The organism is Nostoc sp. DedQUE07 (assembly GCF_034530975.2).
Classification (GTDB): Bacteria; Cyanobacteriota; Cyanobacteriia; order Cyanobacteriales; family Nostocaceae; genus Nostoc.
This window is the reverse complement of the sequence record NZ_JAVRCC020000006.1, coordinates 1-22,504: the sequence shown is the minus strand read 5'-3', so window position 1 is coordinate 22,504 and position 22,504 is coordinate 1. Positions and strand designations below refer to the sequence as shown.

Below are 22,504 nucleotides of genomic sequence, written 5' to 3'. Positions count from 1 at the left end.
AAATGACAAATGACAAATGACTAATAACAATTAAAGCTCGTGGAAATGGTAGGTAACGGCTCCAGTATTGGGGTCGTTATCAATTTTTACATAACCTGATTTGTACATCTCTTTGAGAGTAGCTTCCACTTCAGCAAAGCTGGCTCCTGTAAACTTTACGCCTTGAGTGACAGTTAAAATACCACCCTTGTTTTCCGCCGCTTCAATCAGTTTCATCATGAGTTGGTTGCCTGTTGGTTGGTGGACTTGAGAAGCAACTACTGCTTGATTCAACGGCACACCAAAAGGAGATACACCCGCTTTTAATCTCAAGTTATGTTCGTATTCGTCAACTATATTGGGGATAAAGAACAAATCCACGAACTGCCCTACACCAAACACACCACCAGTCAACAGCCATAACAAACCAGTTCCGATCTTGCCATTGTAGAAACGCTGCAATCCTCCTACCCCAATAAATCCGACTGCACACAAGATATAAGAGACAAGAAGTCGGTCTTTATGCTGCTGATTGTTTTCAAGATTCATCTTGTTTTCAACCCTTTGGATTTACTCTATTGTTTAAGATGGTTTTTCGGACTGTTTTTTATACCAAGTGCTAATAGCTAGACTTACATCTTGCACCAGTTGCTTTCTAACAATTTTCGTAATAGACACTGCTGTTCTGATTTGAAGTTGTGGGCATTGTCTAATCTAGAATTATTGAAAAAGGTGCAAAAAATAACTAAAGTACTTAGATTTTTCAGTAATTATGCTACTCATGAATTGTTAATTTTAAGCTGTCTAATGTATTAATAGAACCCCATAAATTTATTGTAGTAACAACCAGAGAAAATTACTGAAATAGTAGTGCTTTGAAAATCAAGAGGTAAGTGCTACTCCACTTCAACGAGATAATGCTGCTTGCTGAACTATATTTATTTGACTACCAATCCGCGATTTTTGATTCCGCAAATATGGAATGATTGTTGCAACTCTTAATGTTTTGCTTAGAAATTTCTCACCCGCACCTTGGTAGACTGAACTTTATACAATTGGATTATTGTGGGCTGTTACGGTTTGCCAGAGGATTTCTGGTGAGGCAGTCCGGTCTTCTCCCAAAGGGAGAGACTAGCGCCAACGGGGTTTCCCCATGAGGAACTGCCGTTACCGTGGCGGTAGAGACGTAGGAACGTCACCCGAAAGGTCTACTTAAGATAATAAAGACGAAAGAGAAATCAAGACATGGTAGATTCCCTCAAAAAACCAGGCTTTGAAGAAATCCGGCCAGGGATTAAAGTCCCGGCAAAAGAAACCCTGTTAACACCTCGGTTTTATACTACCGATTTTGATGAAATGGCCCGGATGGATATCTCCGTCAATGAAGACGAGTTACAAGCCATTCTCGAAGAGTTCCGCACTGACTACAACCGCCACCACTTTGTTCGGGATGCCGAGTTTGAACAATCCTGGGATCATATTGACGGGGAAACTCGCAAGTTGTTCGTTGAATTTCTAGAACGTTCTTGTACGGCAGAGTTTTCTGGCTTTTTGCTGTATAAAGAACTTGGTCGTCGCTTGAAAGGAAAAAGCCCTGTTTTGGCAGAGTGTTTTAACCTGATGTCACGGGATGAAGCGCGTCACGCTGGCTTTTTGAACAAAGCTTTGTCGGACTTTAATCTGTCCCTAGATTTAGGGTTTTTGACTAAGAGTCGCAGTTATACCTTCTTTAAACCGAAATTCATCTTCTACGCTACTTATCTTTCTGAGAAGATCGGTTATTGGCGCTACATCACCATTTATCGCCATTTAGAAGCACATCCTGAAGATCGGGTTTATCCAATCTTCCGGTTTTTTGAAAACTGGTGTCAAGATGAAAACCGTCACGGTGATTTCTTTGATGCGGTGATGAAATCTCAGCCGCAAATGTTGAATGATTGGAAAGCACGGCTGTGGAGTCGGTTCTTCCTGTTGTCGGTATTTGCGACAATGTATCTCAATGACATCCAACGCAAGGACTTTTATGCCACCCTGGGATTGGATGCGCGAGAATACGATATCCATGTAATTAAGAAGACCAACGAAAACGCAGGTAGGGTATTCCCACTGATGCTGGATGTAGAGAATCCAGAGTTTTATCAGCGCTTGGATGTTTGTATAAGCAATAATGAGAAGTTGGGTGCGATCGCTAACTCTAACACTCCCAAATTCTTGCAATTCTTCCAAAAATTACCGCTTTACATCTCCAACGGCTGGCAGTTATTGCGGCTGTACCTGATGAAACCGATTGATACTGTTTCTGCTCAAGGGGCAGTTCGTTAATTTATAACAGGTTTGCGAAAGCTTTGGTGGTTCTGCTGGTTGCAGAGCCACTTTTTTTGTCCTTTTTCAAAGCCAATGATTACCGATATGTCAACCAATTAGTACTGCGATCGCTAATTTGTTAGCAGGTAAAAATTGCAGATAGTTGGTTAGCTATAGTTTGGTAGTAGATACCTTGAGTTAAGCTGATTTTTCCATTCTGATTACATCTGGAGTCAATGTTTGATGCTTTGCTGCTTCTGTCTCGTAACATCTGAGAATCAGTGATGTCAGCTTATCTAAATCACTGACAGAGGAAATAATTACTTTTGATGCGACATCCCCCAGAGAAGCTGTTACTTCCTGCACTTCAAAGTTTGAAGCTAGCGACTTTACTTCATCTACACTTAATCGAGTAACAAAACTTTTTTTCTGCGAAGATAGATACAGCCGCAGAAACCACCAAGTACTTTTGCCAACAAGATTGATACCAAAGTATGAAACAGTATCTTTGTATTGGAGTTGGTAATTGTAACTTGTTGAGGTTTGCGTGATTGTTTTAATTTTTTCAAAAGCTTCGATTTCTTCAGCAGTTGTTACTACTTTTGATTCTTGAGGATCTGGTTGTATATCCCCTCCTTCAATATCTACGTCTATTGGAGGTTCAACAGGCTGATCTATTACTGGAGTAAGTGAGCGAGTCATTAACTCTACTAAACTTCCCTGAATCGACTTTTTAACAATTGGTTTGAATTTATCAATAATTTTACCAGTAATTCGACCTTTAATTTCATAACTAGGAGCAACTGTACCAAGTTCAGTCACTAAAAAGCGAATAAATTCTTCAGAAGGAGAACGTAAAAGATTTCCTAGAAGTTGAGTCATGCCTTTTACATAAACCATTTCCTCAGCATGGTTGGTAATAGCTGTAACCTCAAAATTATCACGGTGAAAGAATTTGAGGTTATCAATATCTTTGGTATCATATTCCAGGATGTTAAAAGTAAAAAATGGCTCCTTGTCCATGACATTTTTATCACGCAAGTCTGTAAAGAAACGGTACTCAACCCCATTAGTGACAATAGCTACTTTTGTTGTCAAAAGTCCATTAAAATAGCGACTCAGTTGCCCATCATGTGCTTCAGCTTTTTGACCACGAGCTTTTGCCTCTACGAGCATAACTATATTATTGTTAATAGCTAAAGCGTAATCTACCTTTTCAAACTGCCCTGCTTTTTTAATAGCAAAATCTGCCACGTATTCCGGCATTACTTCACTAGGATCATAAACATCGTAGCCAAGAACACTCAAAAAAGGGACAATCAGTGCCATCTTAGTAGATTCTTCACCAACAACTTGGTCAGCCCGCTTACGCACTTGTTCAGATAGCTTGGTAATATCTTCAGTGAATCCCATCTTGCTTGCTCCTGGTAGATTAGTGAGTATTGATAGGTCTTTTTTGTAAAATAAGAGTGATTGTAAGGTAACGTAGTACATTAGAATTACAAGTGTTAGTGCGATCGCCTTTCTCATCACTCCTATAAAAGTATTCCCAAATAAGTACCAGCCTGTAACACTCATGACTTGTTCACAGGTGCAATGGCATCAGTAATGAATAAAAATAATAAATCAGAATGATTTTTTATGAAGCTTCAGCCTCTGCGAGACGCGCAATGGGCAAACCAAAGTATTGCTGACTCAATGAATTTTACTTTTTACTCAGGAATATTTTGGTGAGAAAGGTTTTCGTGAGTTTCTACGGATATAACAGAAGCCGACATTAGGATACACTGGCTTTTGAATACACCGGAAGTTCATCAGCGACTTAGTTTGTCGCTTCTGGTGACTTCCTTCCTAGTATCCTATTGCTTTTGGCTGTATGAAACTTACTCCAATCTACGGTAAGTCTCCCTGAAGAAGGTTTTTAGCATCTAAAACGATTGCCACTGTTTTGAGGCTATAGCCTTAGAATATTTACAAGCTTTACTTACGAATTAGCTTTCTCTAGATAAAAGTACCATTTTTACTGTGTAAGCTGACATTCTACCTGTTTCATCCAGATTTGTGTAGCTTATTAACAAATCAACGGGTTCATTAATATTCAGCCTGCTTTACTATTTAGTTTCTTAGCCCGACCTATTAGACAGCTAGAGTGTTCATTTCACTTTGTTCAATAGCTTTTAGCCCTTATCGCTCCCATGCTGACCCATCACCGCAAGCCCGTGTGCTTATCACTTATTTCCACTGACCTACCGATCTGGTCTGTTGTCGAAACTGCCGCGACATTGTATCAAAAGGATACCGATCGGTTTCATTTACTGATGACCGCACCGCCTTTAATTAGCTGCGAAGTAGAGAGTGTCATAAGTCCAGAAGACACACTTCCTCAAAGCAAGAGCAAAGCTTACGCCCCTAACAGTCCCAGAATATTGTGGCTGGAGATTTCCCCTTACCGAGTCATCATGACTATGCAAGGTAATGCTCAAGTGAGTTATCGTCACTTTTGGGAACAAGGTGTTTATGGCATTAGTCGCTATTGGTTGCCAACTGAGTCATTGCAACCTAACGATCCGATTCGTTTACGAAATTTTACTCGTAGCCTAACTCTCAACGGACATCCTTTGCCAGAGAATTTGCGGCTGGAATATGAATTGTGGGCAGAAAAAGTCCAATTAGGATACTACATATTAAATTTAGAAATTAAACATTAATAGGTGTGGGCACTAGGGAGTAGGGAAAAGTTTTTACAATGCCCAATGCCCAATCCCCAATGCCCCATGCCCAATCCCCAATCCCCAATCCCTCTTAACCAAAATAACTGGGTTGGTTTCCTGGTTTCCATTTAATATTGCAACCAACACTCGGCTTTTGCTCGCTCGTAACAGGTTTACCCGCTAGCACTGCTTCAATGGCTGCGCGTAAATCTGCACCTGTTACAGGTTTACCATTACTGGGGCGGCTATCATCTAATTGTCCCCGATACACAAGTTGGCGTTGCTCATCAAATACAAAAAAATCTGGTGTACAAGCTGCTGTATAAGCCTTCGCTGTTTCCTGGCTTTCGTCGTAACATAAGGTAAAATTAAACCCTTGTTCTGTTGCAAATGCTTGTAACGACTCTGGCGCATCATCTGGATAATTTTTTGCATCGTTAGCACTAATAGCAACGATCGCTAAGTCACTTGTAAAATAATCTCTGCCTAACTGCACTAATTCGTTTTGGACGTGTTTTACAAACGGGCAATGCCGACAAATAAACATTACCAACAATGCTTTTTTATCTGCAAAGGTAGAAAGTGAAGTTGCCTTTCCAGATACTACTTCCGGTAGATTAAAATCTGGCGCTTTAGTGCCTAGCGGCAACATAGTTGAAGTAACTAAAGCCATAGTTCACCCAATATTTTTACGCTGATAATTAACGGTTTTTGTTATCAGTATATTTTCACTCTAGCACTAAGTTTTCTATAAAATAAGAGACGGTAAATTTACCGTCTCTTGCATTTTTTGAGAGTTATGTTAAATCAATTAGTTTTTACAGATTTGCCAAAACACCAACAATACCGTGTCCTGTGAATACTTCTAATGCTATCAGAGAGACAAAACCAATCATTGCTAAACGACCGTTGAGCATTTCTGCATAAGGAGTGAAACCAGTGCGATCGCCTTGTTCATCTATATATACTTTTGGCTCGATCGCAAAGTTGTTCAGTTTGCCTTGGTCGTCAATTATAGCAGTGCTTGTACGCATGGGTTTTTCCCTGTCTTCTGTTTATGTAAATAACTGTAACAAAGTTATTAACATTTGTAAAGTATCTTCATCTAATCGAGTAGAAGTCCAAGCCAGAGAAGAGATATGATGATGAATCGAGTTCAAAGCCATGTCTAAGTACTCTATCTAAGCAATCCCAGTCACCAATCCATTCCCCAACAGCTAATGCATCGATTTCGAGTAGAGGTTATTGCCAAAACACCAAACCCGCAGCAGGTGATTTATGCTGCAATGCACCAGGATTATACTGATGGGTTTGTGTTTGATGAGCGCGACTCCTGGCCCTCGGAGTCACAAAGCGGCGAAGTAATTGTTAAGCGTCTTTTAGCAGGAGAGAGGGGACACTATGGGCCTTTAGAGCATCCCCAGATTGTTTTCAACTGTGGCTACTTTCCCCACAGTGTGATGCAGCAGGCGCGGACTCATCGCGTTTCTGTATCATTTGATGTACAATCTTTTAGGTACACAGGCAACCAATTTATTGACGTAGTAGAAGGCAAGAAAGACATAGAAGATGTTTTTTATCTACGACCCGTTGGTTATTACACTGATAGACAAGGTAAAAAGTATCACTATTCACCAGAACAACGAACAGCAGATTTGGAGTGGTGTAAAGACGCAGCTAAACGATATAAAGCTGATTTTGAAGCGGGAATGTCCGAAGAACACGCCAGAGGTAAAGTGCCTTTTGATTATCGCCAGCATTTTGTAGTTAGTTTTAATTTAAGGTCTTTCTTGCATTTTTGTGACCTGAGAAATAAGAAAGATGCTCAACTGGAAATTCAAAAGTTGTGTGAAATGATGTGGCCTCATTTTGAAGATTGGGCACCTGCGATCGCACAATGGTATGAAAAGCAGCGTCTAGGTAAAGCCAGGTTAGCACCTTAGATAATGGCTGAAAGTTGACACAATTTGCGGTAGGATAAGGCGAAGCGATTGTCCTCGGATTTACTGGGTTTGATTTAGGGCGATCGCATCTATTTTTTTTGATGAACAAAGCTGTCGATATTAGCACTAAAAAATTAATCAGCCTTGCACCAAATAATTGGGCAAAATGGGTAACAGGAATTCCCGACATTGTTACAGGCGAAATCTTAAATACAGAATTCCAATGGATTAGCCGACAAAGCGATGTTGTAATTCCGGCTGAAAGTCCCCAATACGGGAAATTTCTCATCCTCAATGAGTTACAATTACGCCACACATCAGAAATGCCGCGTCGGATGCGTGCTTATGCGGCTCTTGCGGAAGAGAAATATAAACTACAAACCTACCCTGTACTGATTAACATTCTCAAAATCAGCAACAGTGAAATACCTACAAGCTTTGCATCAAATTTTATCGGTTTAAGAGCAATTCAAGATTACCGCGTAATCAATCTCTGGGAAGTTGATGTAAATATTGCTTTTGAGACGCCGTTACCGTCGCTGCTTCCCTTTGTACCAATTCTCAAAGGCGGAGAAAACGAGTCTACAATTAGGGAAGCATTGCGAATGTTGCGTGCTGACGAGCAATTAAATCAACTTGAGACAGTTCTGGCATTTTTTGCAACCTTTGTATTAGAAAGTACTTTAGTTCAGGAAATCATGAGGTGGGATATGACAGTCTTAAGAGAGTCACCTTGGTATCAAGAAATTTTACGTGAGGGACTAGCACGAGGACAAGCAGAAGGAGAAGCAAGAGGAGAAGCACGAGGAGAAGCAAGAGGAGAAGCAAGAGGAGAAGTACGTGGAATAATCTCTAGCATCGAAACAAGTTTAGAGGCGAAATTTGGCAGCGATGGTTTGGAGTTGATGTCGCAAATTTCGCAAATTTCTGACTTAGGGCAATTGAAAGAGATTTTACGCAAGATTGTTGTAGCAAATACAATTCAAGAGTTACGGAATGTTTTGTAGGATAAAGCGATCGCACCAACTCCTGCCTGAGAGCTAGAATATGATGAAAGTTTAGACTAGAAAATTTTCGAGTTATTACACTTAAAATTTTAATGAATGTCTGCAAGAGATATTTTCCATAATTTAGTTAGATTGGCTTTGCAAAAAGATGGCTGGACAATTACACACGATCCACTGTCTATTGATTTAGCAGATGGACAATTGCAAATTGATCTGGGTGCAGAACGGTTAATCGCTGCCCAAAAATAAGACGAAAGAATTGCTGTAGAAATCAAGAGTTTTGTTGCTCCTTCTGCAATTTCCGAATTTCATACAGCTTTAGGACAATGTTTAAATTATCGAGTTGCACTAAAACTAAAAGAACCAGAGCGAGTTCTCTATTTAGCAGTTACGCTAGCAACTTATAAAGATTTTTTCTCACGGCAATTGCCACAACTGAGTATCCATGAATATCAATTGAAACTGCTAGTATTTGACCCCGAAAATGAGGTAATAGTACAATGGATAAACTAGCAAAGTATAGACAAATCATCCAGCAAGTTTTGACGATTCATGCTCAGATTAAACCTGCTTATGGTGAAATCGAACGACAAACTATTTTTGATGTGCAACAAAATCATTATCAAGTTGTGAATACGGGGTGGGAAAATCGTCGTCGAGTTTATGGCTGTTTAATTCATCTAGATATTCGAGATGATAAGATTTGGATTCAGTATGATGGGACTGAGATTGGCGTGGCTAATGAATTAATAGAGTATGGTATTCCTAAGCAAGATATAGTGCTGGCTTATCAGCCTCCTTATATGCGAAAGCTGACAGAATTTGCAGTGGGATAAAGCAAGCGATCGCACTTTGATTTTTGGGTATGATTTAGAGCGATCGCACAATGGTGTGAAAAGCAGCATCTAGGTAAGGTAAAATTAGCACCTTAAATAATTGGGTATCTAGGAAAGGGAATAGAGTATAATAAATTACACTATTTCACAAGCAGCAAAATAATGAGTGTTATCCCATTTATATTGGATGGTAGTAATAGAACAGTAGTAGAGACCAGGGAAGAGTACGAGAGAGCTGGTGGTCTTGAAGGAGATGTAATTTTTATACAGAATCTTAATATCAAACAAATTCATAATACGAAGTCTAGCAATGCCAGCTATGATTTAAGAGTTGGTGATGAATACAGAGATCATAGAGACTCCGGTAAAACTGATCTGTTGGAGAATGGCACAATATCTCTTCAACCAGGTTCTGCCGTCATTATTGAGACAGTTGAATCAGTTCAATTTCCCAAATCTAGATTTGGCCATGTAGTTCCAAAAGTATCTCTTCTGCAAGATGGGTTATCTAACACCTCATCAAAGATAGACCCTGGATATGAAGGAAAACTTTCTATCACAGTTTTCAATTTAGGCAAAAGAACAGTTCAGCTTAAGAAAGGACAAGATTTTTGTACACTCTATGTACTTGATGTTAGGCAAGGAGTTATTCCTTATACAAAAGACGCTAAAAAAATTGCCGGAAACTCTAGAAAGGATTTATTAAGTAGAGTTAGAGATTTTATTGAGACAAATCAGACCTACTTTACTATTATCTTAACTATTGCAACCATAGTTTTAACAATAGTTCAAATTGTGCAGCCTTTAGGTAAACAGGAAGTACAGACACTTCCTAAAGAAAGCAGAGACAAAACTAAATAATTCTTTTGAAGTTTAAACCTTAGCCAGAGTTACACCCTTTAGCTGGTCTTGATACTTACCCTGGCGTGCTTCATAATTTATAGCACATGGTTCTCCCTCCAAAAACATCAACTGTACTATTCCTTCACTGGCGTAAATGCGGCAATCAGCGCTAGAGGCGTTGGATAACTCTAGTGTCAAGTAACCGCGCCAAGCAGCTTCGGCTGGAGTTACATTTGCAATTATTCCACAACGAGCATAAGTACTCTTACCTATACAAATTACTGTAATATTATCTGGTATTTCCAGCCTTTCAAGGGCAACCCCAAGCCCATAGGAGTGGGCAGGCAGAATGAAGTATTTGCCATTAACATCTGTATGGAGTTCTGTTCGCTCCAAGTTTTCAGGATTAAAATTCTTAGGATCTACTACAGTGCCTGGAATATGCCTAAAAATGCGAAAATCATCTGGTGATAGTCTGATGTCATAGCCAAAGCTGCTAAGACCAAATGAAATTACAGGTAAATTCTCAAGATGACGTATTAGGCTAGGCTCAAAGGGCGAAATCAAACCCTGTTGAGCCATTTCAGTAATCCAGATATCGTTCTTAATCACAAGTTCGCTGCTAACGTTAATTCCAACCGACTCGATATATTAGCACGAACTGAGTATTTTGTTTAAGGCCGATAACTCCGGCGGATTTCTGTAATTTGATCTGCCACATCGAGAAGAGATTTTGGCATCTCTGGCCCTGTGAGAATAATATCGACGTGGGGAGGGCGTTTTGCCAAAAACGCTAAAACTTCTGTTTCAGGAATTAAACCAAAGTTAATCGCTAAACTTAACTCATCTAACACCACGAGAGAATACTTACTCTCACACACAACTTGTTGTGTATACTGCCACAGCTTTTGTAAGGCTTGATTTTCTGTATCGTCTAAATGTGGTGTATCGATACAACGAGGCAAATCACACCGAATCCAATCTAAATTTTGTCCTAATTGTATAGGTCGATCTTGTCCTTGGCGAATACCTCCTTTGAGGAACTGCACTATTAATACTGGCGTTCCTTGTCCAGCTATTCTCAGTGCTTGAGCCATGACACTCGTAAAAAAGTTGCGATGGGAGCTAGTGAAAACTTGCACTAGTCCTTCTACTGGATATGGTAAGGTAAGGGGTGAATTTATACTTGGAGTTTCTAGCTGGGCAACCATAGGGTAAAGTTCAAAAAATTACAATAAATTAAATGTTTGTGCTGGCGATACTTATTACAACTCTGCCTGTATAATCTATCTGTTTTTCACAGGTATGGTGAATTTGGCAAATTGCATTCTTAGTCAAACACTACGTTTGTATTGAAGTCAAGAGTTGTTTTGATTTAAATTTTCGTCTTTTCTCGGAAATGAGTTGTAAAAATGAAAACATAAAAGTTACAGTCCCAATTATTTAAAAAAGCTAGGCACAACGCCTAAAAATCTCTAAATGTTAGATTTTTCGGTTGTTTGGGCAAAACAGGCTTAGCTAGTAGTGAATTTGACAGGATGAGGAGTAAATCGTTGTGAGATTGGTGATTCTGGGAGGTTCAGGATCGGGGAAAAGCACTCAAGCACAAAGGCTTTGCAGATACTTTGATATTCCTCTGATTTCCACAGGTGAGATTTTACGAGAAGCAATATCTGGCAATCAGCCCCTGCCGGAATTTCGATGGTTGGAAGCCGATCCCCGGACTTCTCTTTCGGTTTACGCTAGCTTGAGCGAACTAGGCTACCACGCACGGCCCTACATGCAAAAAGGGGAGTTAGTTCCAGACGAAACGATCGTTGAATTGATCCGAATTCGCCTCAGACAACCGGATATTAATTGCGATTGGGTGTTAGAAGGCTATCCCCGTACTGCCTTCCAAGCTGAAGAATTAGATTTTTTATTGGATGATTTAGGGCAAAAGCTAGATTGGGCAATTTATCTCCAAGTCCCGGAAGCAGTTATGGTTAGTCGATCCTTGGGGCGATCGCTACCAGATGACCAACCAGAAATCGTACAGCGCCGTGTAGAATTATTCTACGATCGCACCATTCCCATCCTAGAATATTACGACCGTCGTCGCTGTTTATTGACTATCAACGGCGACCAATCACCAGAGATGGTGCAGCAAAATATTTTGACTCTGCTTTCAGTTCCTTAGAAAAGAAGCAGGGGAGCGGGGGAGCAGGGGAGCAGGGGAGCAGGGGAGAAGTTGCAGTAAGTCTTTCCCCTCTGCCTCTTGTGCCCCTCTGCCTCTTGTGCCCAATGCCCAATGCCCAATGCCCAATAACACTAAGGTAATCTTAAGGCAGTATTGTAAAACTTGAGGCAACTCCAATGGCTTGGCAGCGTCCTGACGGTCGTCTTGCTTACGAACTACGTCCGATTAGCTTTCACCCCAGTTTCACCCGCTTTGCCCCCGGTTCTGTTCTCGCAAGATGCGGTGATACTCAAGTACTTTGTACCGTTAGCGTTAATAAGGGAGTTCCGAAGTTTCTTGAAGGAACTGGTAAAGGCTGGTTAACTGCTGAGTACCGAATGTTACCATCTGCTACCCAAAAACGCCAAGAAAGGGAATTATTGAAATTATCTGGACGGACGCAAGAAATTCAACGTTTAATTGGACGTAGCTTACGCGCAGCAGTAGATTTTGAGGCACTGGGAGAACGCACGCTAACTGTAGATGCTGATGTGTTGCAAGCAGATGCCGGAACTCGAACAACAGCTATTACAGGCTCGTTTGTGGCGTTGGCTCATGCAATTTCCAAATTGTCGCAAGAGGGCGTGTTGGAGCGATCGCCTTTGTGTGGACAGGTAGCGGCAGTTTCCGTAGGATTACTGGAGAAAGAGCCATTTTTGGATCTAAATTATATCGAAGATGTGGCTGCAACAGTAGATTTTAATGTGGTGATGAATCAACATCTGGGAATCATTGAAGTCCAAGGAACAGCCGAAGAAGGCAGCTTTAGCCGCACTCAGTTGGATCAACTGCTAGATGTTGCCCAAAAAGGAATTCAGGAATTGTTAATTGCCCAACGTGAAGCGATCCCTGACTGGGAAAAATTGTTTGCGATCGATTAGTTCTATTAATTTTTAATAAGAATTAATAAACGTATCCTTTGTGGCGTGAATCAACAAAGTATCAAGTAACTGGATGTAAATAAAAATAATCATGAGAGTGGTTAGTAGTTAGTACGACTCACTACTGACGACTTACCGTTGAAGCTGATAAGGAGGGTCTAAATTTTTCAAGCTTACTCAATCCATGATGTTAAATGTTTCAAAAGTTAAAAAGGGGGATTGTAATAAGTTCGGTATTGTATTGCCAGAAGCCAGCAATATGATGATGAAGCCATGAACAAAACTGTTGAAGTTCTACCGGATCAGCCGGCGCTGGTTACACGAGCGCTAGAATTAATTCTGTCCAAGTTAGAAACTGCCATTGAGCAACGGGGGCAGTTTACTATCGCCTTATCTGGCGGCAGTACACCTAAACCGTTATACGAAGCGATCGCTACTCAAAAACTGCCTTGGGATAAAATTCATATATTCTGGGGAGATGAGCGTTACGTACCACCAGATCACCCCGATAGCAATGAACTGATGACGCGTCGTGCGTGGCTAGATCGTGTTGACATCCCAGCGGCTAACATTCACCCCGTACCAACTTTAGAAGCCAATCCAGAACTGGCTGCTGCCAAATATGAACAACAGCTCAAAGAATTTTTCCATTCTTCTGGGGTCGAGTTTCCCCCCTTGGATGTAGTATTACTAGGAATGGGTGATGATGCACATACTGCGTCTTTGTTTCCCCATACCGAGGCTCTTAAAGTACGCGATCGCCTTGTGACTGTGGGTAACAAAGACGGAAACCCCAGGATAAGTTTCACATACCCCTTCATCAACTCTGCTCGTAGCGTGATTTTTCTGGTTGCTGGTGCTAATAAACGACCAGCTTTAGCGCAAGTCTTTGCACCTGTAGCCGATGACTTCACTTACCCATCCCGTTTAATTCAGCCCCAAGGAGAACTTTGGTGGCTGCTGGATGCGGCAGCAGGTTTGGAACTTCAACACTAAACTTGGGAATTGGGCATGGGGCATTGGGCATTGGAAAGAGGACTTGGAGACAAGGAGAATTGGGGACAAGGGGAAAGACTTGTTGTAAGTTCTAAACTTTTGTCACCTTGTCACCAGTCATTAGTCATTGGGCATTGGAAAGAGGACTTGGAGACAAGGAGAATTGGGGACAAGGGGAAAGACTTGTTGTAAGTTCTAAACTTTTGTCACCTTGTCACCAGTCATTAGTCATTGGGCATTGGAAAGAGGACTTGGAGACAAGGAGAATTGGGGACAAGGGGAAAGACTTGTTGTAAGTTCTAAACTTTTGTCACCTTGTCACCTTGTCCCCTTGTGCCCTTGTCCCCTTGCTTCGCCTGCTCCCCTGCTCCCCTGCCCCTCTACTTTCCACTCCCTAATTTCTAGACTTATTTCAAGGCAACTTCAACCTTTGCTACTGATACTTCTTTGGTTACTGGTTCAACAGTAACTTGAGCAGGTGTGGTTGAACTCCTTGACCACAGCACCATAGCCGGAATTATACCTAGCAATAAGCCAAGTAACACAGGGATAAAGAATCCAGCGGCTAAACTGAGTCCGGCGGCGAATGCAAAGTTAGTTAAATAAACGACTAAAGGCAAATTTAGTTGCGATCGCTCTAATTTAATCGAGGTATTTCGCCACAATAATCCTGCCACACTCATAAACAGAGCGCTAGTACCAAACCAACCTATATAGTTCTGGTAAGGTGTTCCAAAGAAAGCTCCTGGTTGTTCCCAATACCAGAAAGGCAGAGAAGTTTGACTCATAGCCGGTTCAAGGGCAAAGTCCCAGCAAGTGAAGAGCAAAGCCCCAACGGCTATCGCAGCAATATGGCGACCCCAACTGGGTTTTTGAGCCACTTTCAAACCAGTTCTCGCAATTAAGTAAGACGACAGCCCAACATAAAACCAAGATAAAGGAATTGTGAAAGGAACTAGCCCCGCAATCTTATAACCCAAACCACTCAAGTAGCTATAATCACCAAATGGAAACCCTGTACTAGTTCCCAGTAGTTCACTTCCCAAAGAGATAAACATAGCTGGTAGCATAAATGCTAGCCAAGTTCCTAATCCCAATGTCCGGTAGGCATAAATAGAGACAGCTACTGTCCCTAAGATGATATCTACTACACCGCCGCCAGCCATACTTAACTGTACGGCAGTTTCTCCTACCTGCGATAAGTTGAAAATTATTTCGGCATTGGGTACTACCAGTAGCATCCCTACCAGTCCAAAGGCTTTTGACGCGATATGACCAATGAGGCATACGCGTTCAGCAATAATAAGTTGTTTCATGATAATTCCTTAACAAGATGTGACACGCGGCTACTCGGCTGCTAACAGTTTACAAATCTTTAACTACTTTGTACCGCAATTCTCGACAAACTTGTTTAGCTTTCTTGTGAATAGCATAAAAGTCTATTGATTGAAGTTATAAAATATGATGCTAAACCTACTAGTTTAAGCCATATATTCAAAATCTACATAATTTTATCTGTAAGAACTTCTGGTTTCTTATCTCACTAATACCCGTATCGGAAAAAACTCCTTTGATACTGGGATATGCTTAAGGAAGGACAATTATCATAAACTAAGCAAATCCTCAAGCAAAATAAAGTCTTGAGTTAGTAAACTTATTTATGCGATAAGACCTTAACCCTGTACTAGAAATATAAACCCATGTCAATTTTGAAAAGAGTTCCTTGGGTGTCCCTAGCACTAGTACTGCTGAGTTACAGTACTTTGGGCTGGGTAATATCAGAAACACGTGCTCCTATATTTGTGTGGGTGGCAACTGTAATTGCTATCTTGCTTTTAATCATAACGTTGACCGCTCCTTGGCCAAGGATGACATATTACTACAGTATTTTCCTGCAATCAAATACCAGGGCTTTTGCTGTTGCCGTCTTAGCAGCGTTCTTATTCTTTATTATGATTGCCTGGTTTCGGATATTTCTTGATACTTTACTCATCATTTCAGCGACTATATTAGTCAGGATAGACTTTCAAAGAGCTGGTCTTAAGGAAGGGTTAGCTTTTTCGACTGCCTCGATCTTTTCATTGGGAGGTTTAGCTTTGGGTGCGCTAATTTACAAGTTCATATATTCCCAAATTCTGTTAACGTGATGAAGTATACCCGAAAAAGCAAGCTATGCCTGGGTTGGGTTACGCCAATCCTTTAGAAGCAGTATTATTTCCCTACAATTTCCTTTGTAGCTCAAATTCCCGACTTTTTAATAAGTTGGGAATTTTGTTTTGTTCAATACTTAGTTGGGTTCAAAATGCAGGCTGTTCAAACAGCAGTAGAGATAGGAAAAAATCCATAATAAAAATGGATACCCAACTAGTAACAACTGCTTTTGTTGCCGATTCCCCTACTTCCTTTGCTCCCCCTTTCGTAGTTAAACCCCAACTACAGCCAATGACAGCAACCAGCACTCCAAAAATAAACCCTTTTAGCAAAATAATAAACAAATCTGACGGTTCTAAAAAATTTCTGACTGATTCTAAAAATGTTTCGGGAATAATTTGGTAAAACTTTGATGCGGCAAAAACTCCACCAGTGATGCCTGTAACTAAAGCCAAAATCGTCATCAAAGGCACCATCAAACAACAAGCAATTACTCTAGGAAGTACTAAATAATCAATTGGATCGGTTTTGAGCATATAAAGTGCATCAATTTGTTCGGTGACTCGCATTGCACCTATTTCCGCTGCAAAAGCAGAACCTACTTGTCCCGCCATAATACTAGCGGTCAAAATTGGAGCTAATTCTCTACAAAAAGCTAAGGCAAAAGCACCTCCCACTGCATCAACAGCGCCAAATCGCACTAATTCTCTCGCTGTTTGAATAGTAAAAATCATTCCGGCAAAACCGCTGACAAGGAGAACTGGAGAGATAGAACCTGGCCCAGCGGTAACAAGATGTTGCAAAATCTTGCGATAGTAGGTTTTCCCTTGGAGTAAATGTAGCCACACTTGACCAAAGAGCAGTATTGCTGCAAAACAGCGTGTAATCCCAGATTGCTCAAATTTTGTTTTTGGTTGCAATTTTATCGTCCTTACGACTGACTTTTTTTGCACATTTGTTGTTATATCAATTTTCCAAAATCAGACTACAGATACAAATGGTGGGAACCCAGCCAGATGTAATCTGACTTTCTCAATTAACGTGAGTTCGATGAACCTCTCCCTCCCAGCCTCCCTCTCCGAAACGGAAAGGGAGGAGCAACGAAAAATTCAGCTTTTTGCTCCCCTCTCCGACACGGAGAGGGGTTGGGGAAGAGGTCAAATAAGACTTGTCGAACTCACGTTCAATTAACTCATGCATTGTATGCTATGGGGTTGCAATCTCTCGTCCGTCAAACTAGGAAAAGTAATTGAATCAACTCAAAGGGTTGAAAAATCTAATAATATTTCCAAATAATGTTAAAAAATTTTTTATGAGCAGGATTAAATACATAATATTTATGTTGCTATTAATACTACCTTTCTCCGTGGTATATCCAGCTTTTGCATCTGTATGCCGTAATTACGCTGTCTACGACGGTCTACGCCACCAGATTTGCATTCTCAGTATCAGCCGAAGTGCCAAAAATTATTGGGAATACAAGGCAATTGTTAGCGTAGATGGCATAAAAAGACCTACAGAGGTTTACAATTGTCGCGAACGAGTCAAGGTTCAACAAGCTGGGACTATTTTGCCCTTTGAGCAAAAAGGCCCTGGTGAGATTATATGCAGCTTTTTTAATTCTTCTCGGCGGTAAACACTCGCCAGATAATGAAGACGGTAAAACCTAGATAGGTGAATACTGTTAACCATTCTTGCCAGCTACCAAATGCATTGTTCATTAGCAAAAGCCGGAAAATTAATATTTATCAATCCTACACGCTGATGCTACCAGTAGGTTGCTGTATGTTAGGAGATCAAAGAAGACTAGTCAAAAATTCTTAGCTAATTTTCCGGAATGGGTAACAATGGCGTGGTAGTAAATATCAGAGCATCGATATTATACTGAACCTCTATAACTAACCTTCGGGGAATATATCCCCATTGTTTTCCCTCAAGAACCCGGTCTTAACGATCGGGTTTTTGGTGTTTATACCAAGTTAACGTGAGTTCGACAAGCCCTTTTTTAACCTCTCCCCCAACCCCTCTTGGACACCCAGAGAAGAGCCAAAACCCTAATTTCTCGTTGCTCCTCCCTTTCCCCGTGGGAGAGGTAGGTTGTTCGGGAGAGATTCATCGAACTCACGTTAAGTTACAGTCGAGCAAGTTAGGGACACGATGCCTACAGCTGGCTACGGCAACGCAGCACTTCTCTCAATTGCCTGGGTATCAAATAAAACTATTGTCAAGAAACTTTTAAGAGATTTTATTGGTCTGGTTCTCCAAATTCTGCAAAAATCAACCAATGTCATCTTCTGCTCAAGGTATTCCCGGATTACCCGATTTGACGCATCCAGTTGAGCTTGTTCAATTTGGAACCCAGGCGCTCAAAGCTTCACTGTTATTAGTATTTTTGATTGTAGCTTTGGGAGTTGCGATCGCACTCATCAGTTTTTCTCTGCGTCGCAGCCAGCCGGAACAATTTATATTCATTGGCGAATGGGCTGTGCGTTATTCCCAACTACTGCGAGGATTACAGCATTTAACTCTAGTATTAGTCTTGTTAGTACCGGGATTTTTTCTCTGTTCGACTTTGAGCAATCGCTATCACTACTGGGAACAAACAAAGGTGGCTCAAGTGGCCCAAAGTGTCGCAGGTGAAAAACTCGAACAATTTGCGCCTCAAGTCCGCTACTCGATTCAAGAGCCATACTCCTATAACACTCAAGTTAATGGCAAAATTGTCAAGGTAAATGAGACACGACAAATCAACCGCTTCTTAACGTTGGCTGGTTCGCAAATACAAGTCAAGCTTGACCAAAGTGTAGATGTTCCAGGCCGCAGTTCAATTTATCAGGTAAATTACACTGCTGATTATAAAGTAGTTAACCAACTCAAGGATATTAATAATTTTTTCTTTGAAACACCGCCACCTAACGGCTACACACTGCTTGCTAGCTACAAAGTTGAGCGTGACGGTACTAGGTTACAACAAACCAATCCGGGAGACTATGGCTTTCCCTTCCGGCTGCAACCAGGAGAAGAAACTACCTTTCGAGTTACTTATCAGGCTCAAGGCGGGCCGCGTTGGGTTTATAGTGCAACGGGACAGTTGCTTTCTAATTTTCGCCTCACAGCAATTGCCAACTTTGCTCCGGCTGATTTTGCTAGTGGTGTTGTACCGAATGAGATTAAAGTTAACGGACGCAGTACTCAGTTTACTTGGATATTTGACGATAATGTTTCAGTCAAAAATCCCTTTGGAGTCTTTACCAACACCGAACCCATTCGTCATACTGGCATCATTCCCCGGCTTTTATTGCTAGCCCCGGCAATATTTTTGTGGTGGATATTATTGTTATATTTGTCACTGCCAATGAGTTTTAGAAATATTGCGATCGCTGCTAGTATTTTCTTTGCTTGTCTGTTAACTTTGACCTATCTAGCTCGCATTATCAATGCTCAGTTGGCTTGGACTTTAATTTCCATCATTTTACTAATTTTAACATGGGGATTGGGAGCTAGCCGCAGTGCTTCCCTGGCTGCGATCGTGGCTACTATTGCTGGAGCAGTACTACCTATTTTTGGATTATTAATACCGTTTAGCGGACTAACCCTTAGTTTGGCGGGTTTGCTTTCAGCGATTTGGCTAGCAGTTCGTCACTGGTATGGCTGGTACAGTTTGTACCCAGAAGATCAAAGATTGCAGACTCAGAAAAATGCTAAAGATTAGATAATTCCGCTATGATTAGCGAAGTTTTAGCGTGGGGCATTTATGGATAACGATTTACTCGCTTTCTTTGCGGCTGCTGGGTTACTCATTGTATATCTTATCTTCTCAGCTTTAACCGAAATGGGTACTAAATTGCCTTGGAAGAAATAAGCTGATGGGCTAAAAAGTTTACACTTCTAAACCTCATTGGGGTTGGAAAAAAAAGTAACCATCATTTAGGCTTAGGTAATATATTTATTGTTCGAGAGAGTGCCAAATGCGCGATCCAGAGAATAACCATATTAAAGTCGAGCCGGCAACCCTGGTTTTGATTGTATCTGTCTTAATACTCTTGCCTCTGTTGGTTGTTGGTTTTTTCTCACAGTAAAGTTAGCCCAATGCTCTTTTTCTTAGGTGCGTTAAGCTACTGTTAACGCACCATATATCAAAACTACTTAGGCAAAACCTGCCGCAGTGCGGCTAAAAGTTGGTCAACACTTTCCTTTCGACTATTAAAGCCCATCAATCCTACGCGCCAAACTTTACCCGCGAGTTCGCCAAGACCACCGCCAATTTCAATATTATGTTCATTGAGTAACTGCTGTGCGATCGCTTTACCATCTACCCCGGCTGGAATACGGACAGTGGTAAGCGTTGGTAATCTATACTCTTGCTCAACGTGCATACTCAGTCCTAAATTCTCTAAACCTTCCCAGAGATATTCTACGTTCTTTTGATGCCGCTGCCAGGAATTTGCTAATCCCTCTTCTGCAAGCAAACGTAGTGCTTCCCGCAATGCATAGTATAAATTAATCGGTGCTGTGTGGTGATAGGTGCGTTCAGCACCCCAATACTTACCCAGCAACAACATATCTAAATACCAGTTTGCAACTTTCGTTTGCCGCTGTTGCAATTTCTCAACTGCACGCGCACTCATTGTAAAAGGAGAAGCACCAGGCGGGCAACCTAACCCTTTTTGGCTACAACTATAGGCTAAGTCAACTCCCCAAGCATCCAAAAACAAGGGGACGCCGCCCAAACTTGTCACCGTATCCACTAATAACAAAGTGCCAAATTCACTACACAAATCAGCGACCCCTTCCAACGGTTGACGTGCGCCGGTGGAAGTTTCGGCATGAACTAGAGCTAAGATAGCTGGACGATGAGTTTTTAAGGCAGTTTGGAGTTCCTCCAAGTTGAAGACTTGTCCCCAAGGTTTGGTAATGGTTCGCACATCAGCGCCATAACGTCCAGCCATATCCACAAGGCGATTACCAAAGTAACCAGCTACACCGATTAAAACTACATCACCGGGTTCTACAGCATTGGCAATGGTTGCTTCCATTGCAGCTGTTCCCGTACCGCTGACTGCAATGGTAAGTGAGTTTTCTGTTTGCCATACGTAGCGTAGCAACGACTGAATTTCATCCATGAGTGCGAGAAAAGTTGGGTCAAGATGCCCAACAGGTGAAGTATTCATCGCTTGGAGAACTGTGGGATGGGCATTAGATGGCCCTGGCCCCAACAGCAGACGGGATGGGATTTCTAGCGGCGTGAGTTGCAAGCGCCCGGAGTCGTTAATTGAAATTGTTTGCGTCATAAATCTCTTTTCATTTAGACGATACTTACCGGATCATATAGGAATCCGATTTGATTCCTGAACTTACTTGTCTAGGGAGGGAACAGGAAATCTGGGAATAGGGCATTGCAGAACAGTGGTATGAATTGAGGCAAGCAGGGAAAACTAAGGGAAAATTTGGACGTTGCTAAATCATCTCGCAAATATGCAACGTCGGTATATAGATGTTTACTGAGTTTTTTTATCAAAAGTTTCAGCTACTTTCTATGCCCAAAATTTCTAAATCTTCATTAATTAAACTAGTGGATTTACCGAGGGAAAGGATTTATTTTATTCCTAAATTGAAAGTGAAAGCAACTACAAGAAACGATCTGCAAAAAGTTTCATTTTAGCTAAATATCAGGGATTTACTCTTGGACAATTATGATAAAGCATAGTAGCAATAATAACTTTACTATACACAAAATATCTAACAGCATTAATATTAAACCAACTTTAGACTTGTATCCTACTCGTCTAGTTTTTATTGACCCACAGGTTGATGACTACCAAAGTCTGGTGATGGGTGTATTACCAGATACCTCAGTTGTAGTCTTAGATGCCAACCAAGATGGCATTGAGCAAATTAGTCAAGTGCTGGAGTCTCATCAGGGAGTCAATAGTCTGCACATTGTTTCCCACGGCGCACCTGGGTGCATCTATTTGGGCAACAGTCAACTCAACAACGAAACACTCAATCGTTACGCAGCCCAACTTATGGGTTGGGCAAATGCTTTGGGTGAAGACGCACAACTACTGCTATATGGTTGCAAAGTCGCTCAAACCGAGCCAGGTGTATTGTTTATACGCTGTCTGAGCGAATTGACAGGTGCAGTAGTAGCTGCCTCTGATGACTTGACAGGGAGTGCTGCATTAGGTGGTGATTGGGAACTGGAGGTTTCTACAGCACCTATTGTTCCTCGTTTAGCGTTTGGGCATGAAGTAATAACAGCCTACGCTTCAATTCTATCTGTAGTTCTCGATCCCAGCTTTGATAGTGATGGCAAGGTCACTACTGATATTGGTACTAATACCAGTGACATTGCTAGAAGCATTGTCATACAAGACGATGGCAAGATTCTGGTAGCGGGAGTGAGTAATAATAACTTTGCTGTAGTACGTTACAACAGCAATGGTAGTCTCGACACTAACTTTGATAGTGATGGCAAAGTCACTACTGACTTCGGCAATACTGACATAGCCTACAGCATTGCCCTGCAAGACGATGGCAAGATTCTGGTAGCGGGAGCGAGTAGTAGTAACTTTGCTGTGGTACGTTACAACAGCAATGGTAGTCTTGACACCAGCTTTGGTACTGCTGGCAAG

The 22,504-nt window shown here is 41.3% G+C and carries 22 protein-coding genes and 1 pseudogene; 14 read left to right on the top strand and 9 right to left on the bottom strand.

Translation table 11 applies throughout. The features are described from left to right. Positions 1-30 precede the first annotated feature (30 nt). Positions 31-528, bottom strand: a complete 498-nt coding sequence (locus RMZ95_RS06635) for a TM2 domain-containing protein (RefSeq protein ID WP_322685099.1) — start codon at positions 526-528, stop codon at positions 31-33. Positions 529-1,224: 696 nt separating this feature from the next. Between RMZ95_RS06635 and acsF the strand changes: the two genes are divergently transcribed. Continuing rightward, a complete protein-coding gene (acsF, locus tag RMZ95_RS06630) occupies positions 1,225-2,301 on the top strand; it encodes a magnesium-protoporphyrin IX monomethyl ester (oxidative) cyclase (RefSeq protein ID WP_322685100.1) in 1,077 nt (358 codons plus the stop codon). A gap of 180 nt (positions 2,302-2,481) precedes the next feature. Here acsF and RMZ95_RS06625 read toward each other — a convergent pair whose 3' ends face one another. Next, on the bottom strand, positions 2,482-3,696 hold the full coding sequence (locus tag RMZ95_RS06625; protein WP_409882187.1) for a type I restriction endonuclease: 1,215 nt from the start codon (positions 3,694-3,696) through the stop codon (positions 2,482-2,484). A 782-nt stretch (positions 3,697-4,478) separates the two neighbouring features. Here RMZ95_RS06625 and RMZ95_RS06620 point away from each other — a divergent pair. Continuing rightward, a complete protein-coding gene (locus RMZ95_RS06620; protein WP_322685102.1) occupies positions 4,479-4,991 on the top strand; it encodes a hypothetical protein in 513 nt (170 codons plus the stop codon). Between the two features lie 94 nt (positions 4,992-5,085). On the opposite strand, the gene RMZ95_RS06615 is transcribed toward RMZ95_RS06620, so the two are convergent. After that, positions 5,086-5,667, bottom strand: coding sequence for a thioredoxin family protein (locus RMZ95_RS06615; RefSeq protein ID WP_322685103.1), 582 nt, complete (start codon positions 5,665-5,667; stop codon positions 5,086-5,088). A gap of 145 nt (positions 5,668-5,812) precedes the next feature. Further along, positions 5,813-6,028, bottom strand: a complete 216-nt coding sequence (locus RMZ95_RS06610) for a chlorophyll a/b-binding protein (RefSeq protein WP_114083012.1) — start codon at positions 6,026-6,028, stop codon at positions 5,813-5,815. 186 nt (positions 6,029-6,214) lie between these two features. Between RMZ95_RS06610 and thyX the strand changes: the two genes are divergently transcribed. The 5 genes and pseudogenes from thyX to RMZ95_RS06585 all read left to right on the top strand — a co-directional run bounded on the left by thyX (position 6,215) and on the right by RMZ95_RS06585 (position 9,641). Continuing rightward, a complete protein-coding gene (thyX, locus tag RMZ95_RS06605; RefSeq protein ID WP_322685104.1) occupies positions 6,215-6,937 on the top strand; it encodes an FAD-dependent thymidylate synthase in 723 nt (240 codons plus the stop codon). A 101-nt stretch (positions 6,938-7,038) separates the two neighbouring features. Continuing rightward, complete coding sequence (locus tag RMZ95_RS06600; RefSeq protein ID WP_322685105.1) at positions 7,039-7,944, top strand: Rpn family recombination-promoting nuclease/putative transposase; 906 nt, start codon at positions 7,039-7,041, stop codon at positions 7,942-7,944. Between the two features lie 96 nt (positions 7,945-8,040). Continuing rightward, positions 8,041-8,457: pseudogene (locus RMZ95_RS06595) on the top strand (XisH family protein). After that, positions 8,445-8,780, top strand: coding sequence for a XisI protein (locus RMZ95_RS06590; RefSeq protein WP_322685106.1), 336 nt, complete (start codon positions 8,445-8,447; stop codon positions 8,778-8,780). Before RMZ95_RS06595 ends, RMZ95_RS06590 begins: the two are co-directional and overlap by 13 nt. 162 nt (positions 8,781-8,942) lie before the next feature. Continuing rightward, positions 8,943-9,641, top strand: a complete 699-nt coding sequence (locus RMZ95_RS06585; protein ID WP_322685107.1) for a dCTP deaminase domain-containing protein — start codon at positions 8,943-8,945, stop codon at positions 9,639-9,641. A 12-nt stretch (positions 9,642-9,653) separates the two neighbouring features. On the opposite strand, the gene dcd is transcribed toward RMZ95_RS06585, so the two are convergent. Beyond that, positions 9,654-10,235, bottom strand: a complete 582-nt coding sequence (gene dcd / locus RMZ95_RS06580) for a dCTP deaminase (protein ID WP_409882175.1) — start codon at positions 10,233-10,235, stop codon at positions 9,654-9,656. A gap of 62 nt (positions 10,236-10,297) precedes the next feature. Further along, entirely contained in the window at positions 10,298-10,834 is a 537-nt protein-coding gene (locus RMZ95_RS06575; RefSeq protein WP_322685108.1) for a P-loop NTPase family protein, read from the bottom strand. 344 nt (positions 10,835-11,178) lie between these two features. Between RMZ95_RS06575 and RMZ95_RS06570 the strand changes: the two genes are divergently transcribed. From RMZ95_RS06570 to pgl, 3 genes are all read left to right on the top strand, one after another. Next, a complete protein-coding gene (locus RMZ95_RS06570) occupies positions 11,179-11,802 on the top strand; it encodes an adenylate kinase family protein (protein WP_289798524.1) in 624 nt (207 codons plus the stop codon). A 176-nt stretch (positions 11,803-11,978) separates the two neighbouring features. Next, positions 11,979-12,722 (top strand): ribonuclease PH, encoded by a 744-nt coding sequence (gene rph, locus RMZ95_RS06565; RefSeq protein ID WP_322685109.1) that lies wholly within the window; start codon positions 11,979-11,981, stop codon positions 12,720-12,722. 273 nt (positions 12,723-12,995) lie between these two features. Beyond that, positions 12,996-13,718 (top strand): 6-phosphogluconolactonase, encoded by a 723-nt coding sequence (pgl, locus tag RMZ95_RS06560; protein WP_322685110.1) that lies wholly within the window; start codon positions 12,996-12,998, stop codon positions 13,716-13,718. Between the two features lie 407 nt (positions 13,719-14,125). Here the strand turns inward: pgl and cruF are convergent, their stop codons facing one another. Beyond that, the gene (gene cruF / locus RMZ95_RS06555) at positions 14,126-15,034 is read right to left on the bottom strand and encodes a gamma-carotene 1'-hydroxylase CruF (protein ID WP_322682611.1); all 909 of its coding nucleotides are present in this window, start codon (positions 15,032-15,034) and stop codon (positions 14,126-14,128) included. Positions 15,035-15,418: 384 nt separating this feature from the next. Here cruF and RMZ95_RS06550 point away from each other — a divergent pair, with 384 nt between their 5' ends. Beyond that, entirely contained in the window at positions 15,419-15,865 is a 447-nt protein-coding gene (locus tag RMZ95_RS06550; RefSeq protein WP_322673759.1) for a hypothetical protein, read from the top strand. A gap of 150 nt (positions 15,866-16,015) precedes the next feature. On the opposite strand, the gene RMZ95_RS06545 is transcribed toward RMZ95_RS06550, so the two are convergent. After that, positions 16,016-16,789: an MlaE family lipid ABC transporter permease subunit gene (locus RMZ95_RS06545; protein WP_322682612.1), complete on the bottom strand. Its 774-nt coding sequence runs from the start codon at positions 16,787-16,789 to the stop codon at positions 16,016-16,018. Positions 16,790-17,208: 419 nt separating this feature from the next. Here RMZ95_RS06545 and RMZ95_RS06540 point away from each other — a divergent pair, with 419 nt between their 5' ends. Then, on the top strand, positions 17,209-17,505 hold the full coding sequence (locus RMZ95_RS06540) for a hypothetical protein (RefSeq protein ID WP_322682613.1): 297 nt from the start codon (positions 17,209-17,211) through the stop codon (positions 17,503-17,505). Between the two features lie 648 nt (positions 17,506-18,153). Continuing rightward, entirely contained in the window at positions 18,154-19,581 is a 1,428-nt protein-coding gene (locus tag RMZ95_RS06535) for a hypothetical protein (protein WP_322682614.1), read from the top strand. Between the two features lie 430 nt (positions 19,582-20,011). On the opposite strand, the gene RMZ95_RS06530 is transcribed toward RMZ95_RS06535, so the two are convergent. Next, on the bottom strand, positions 20,012-21,160 hold the full coding sequence (locus RMZ95_RS06530; protein ID WP_322682615.1) for an alanine--glyoxylate aminotransferase family protein: 1,149 nt from the start codon (positions 21,158-21,160) through the stop codon (positions 20,012-20,014). A 402-nt stretch (positions 21,161-21,562) separates the two neighbouring features. Here RMZ95_RS06530 and RMZ95_RS06525 point away from each other — a divergent pair. Beyond that, positions 21,563-22,504 (top strand): DUF4347 domain-containing protein (locus RMZ95_RS06525; RefSeq protein WP_409882174.1); only part of this gene is annotated, 942 nt, incomplete at its 3' end.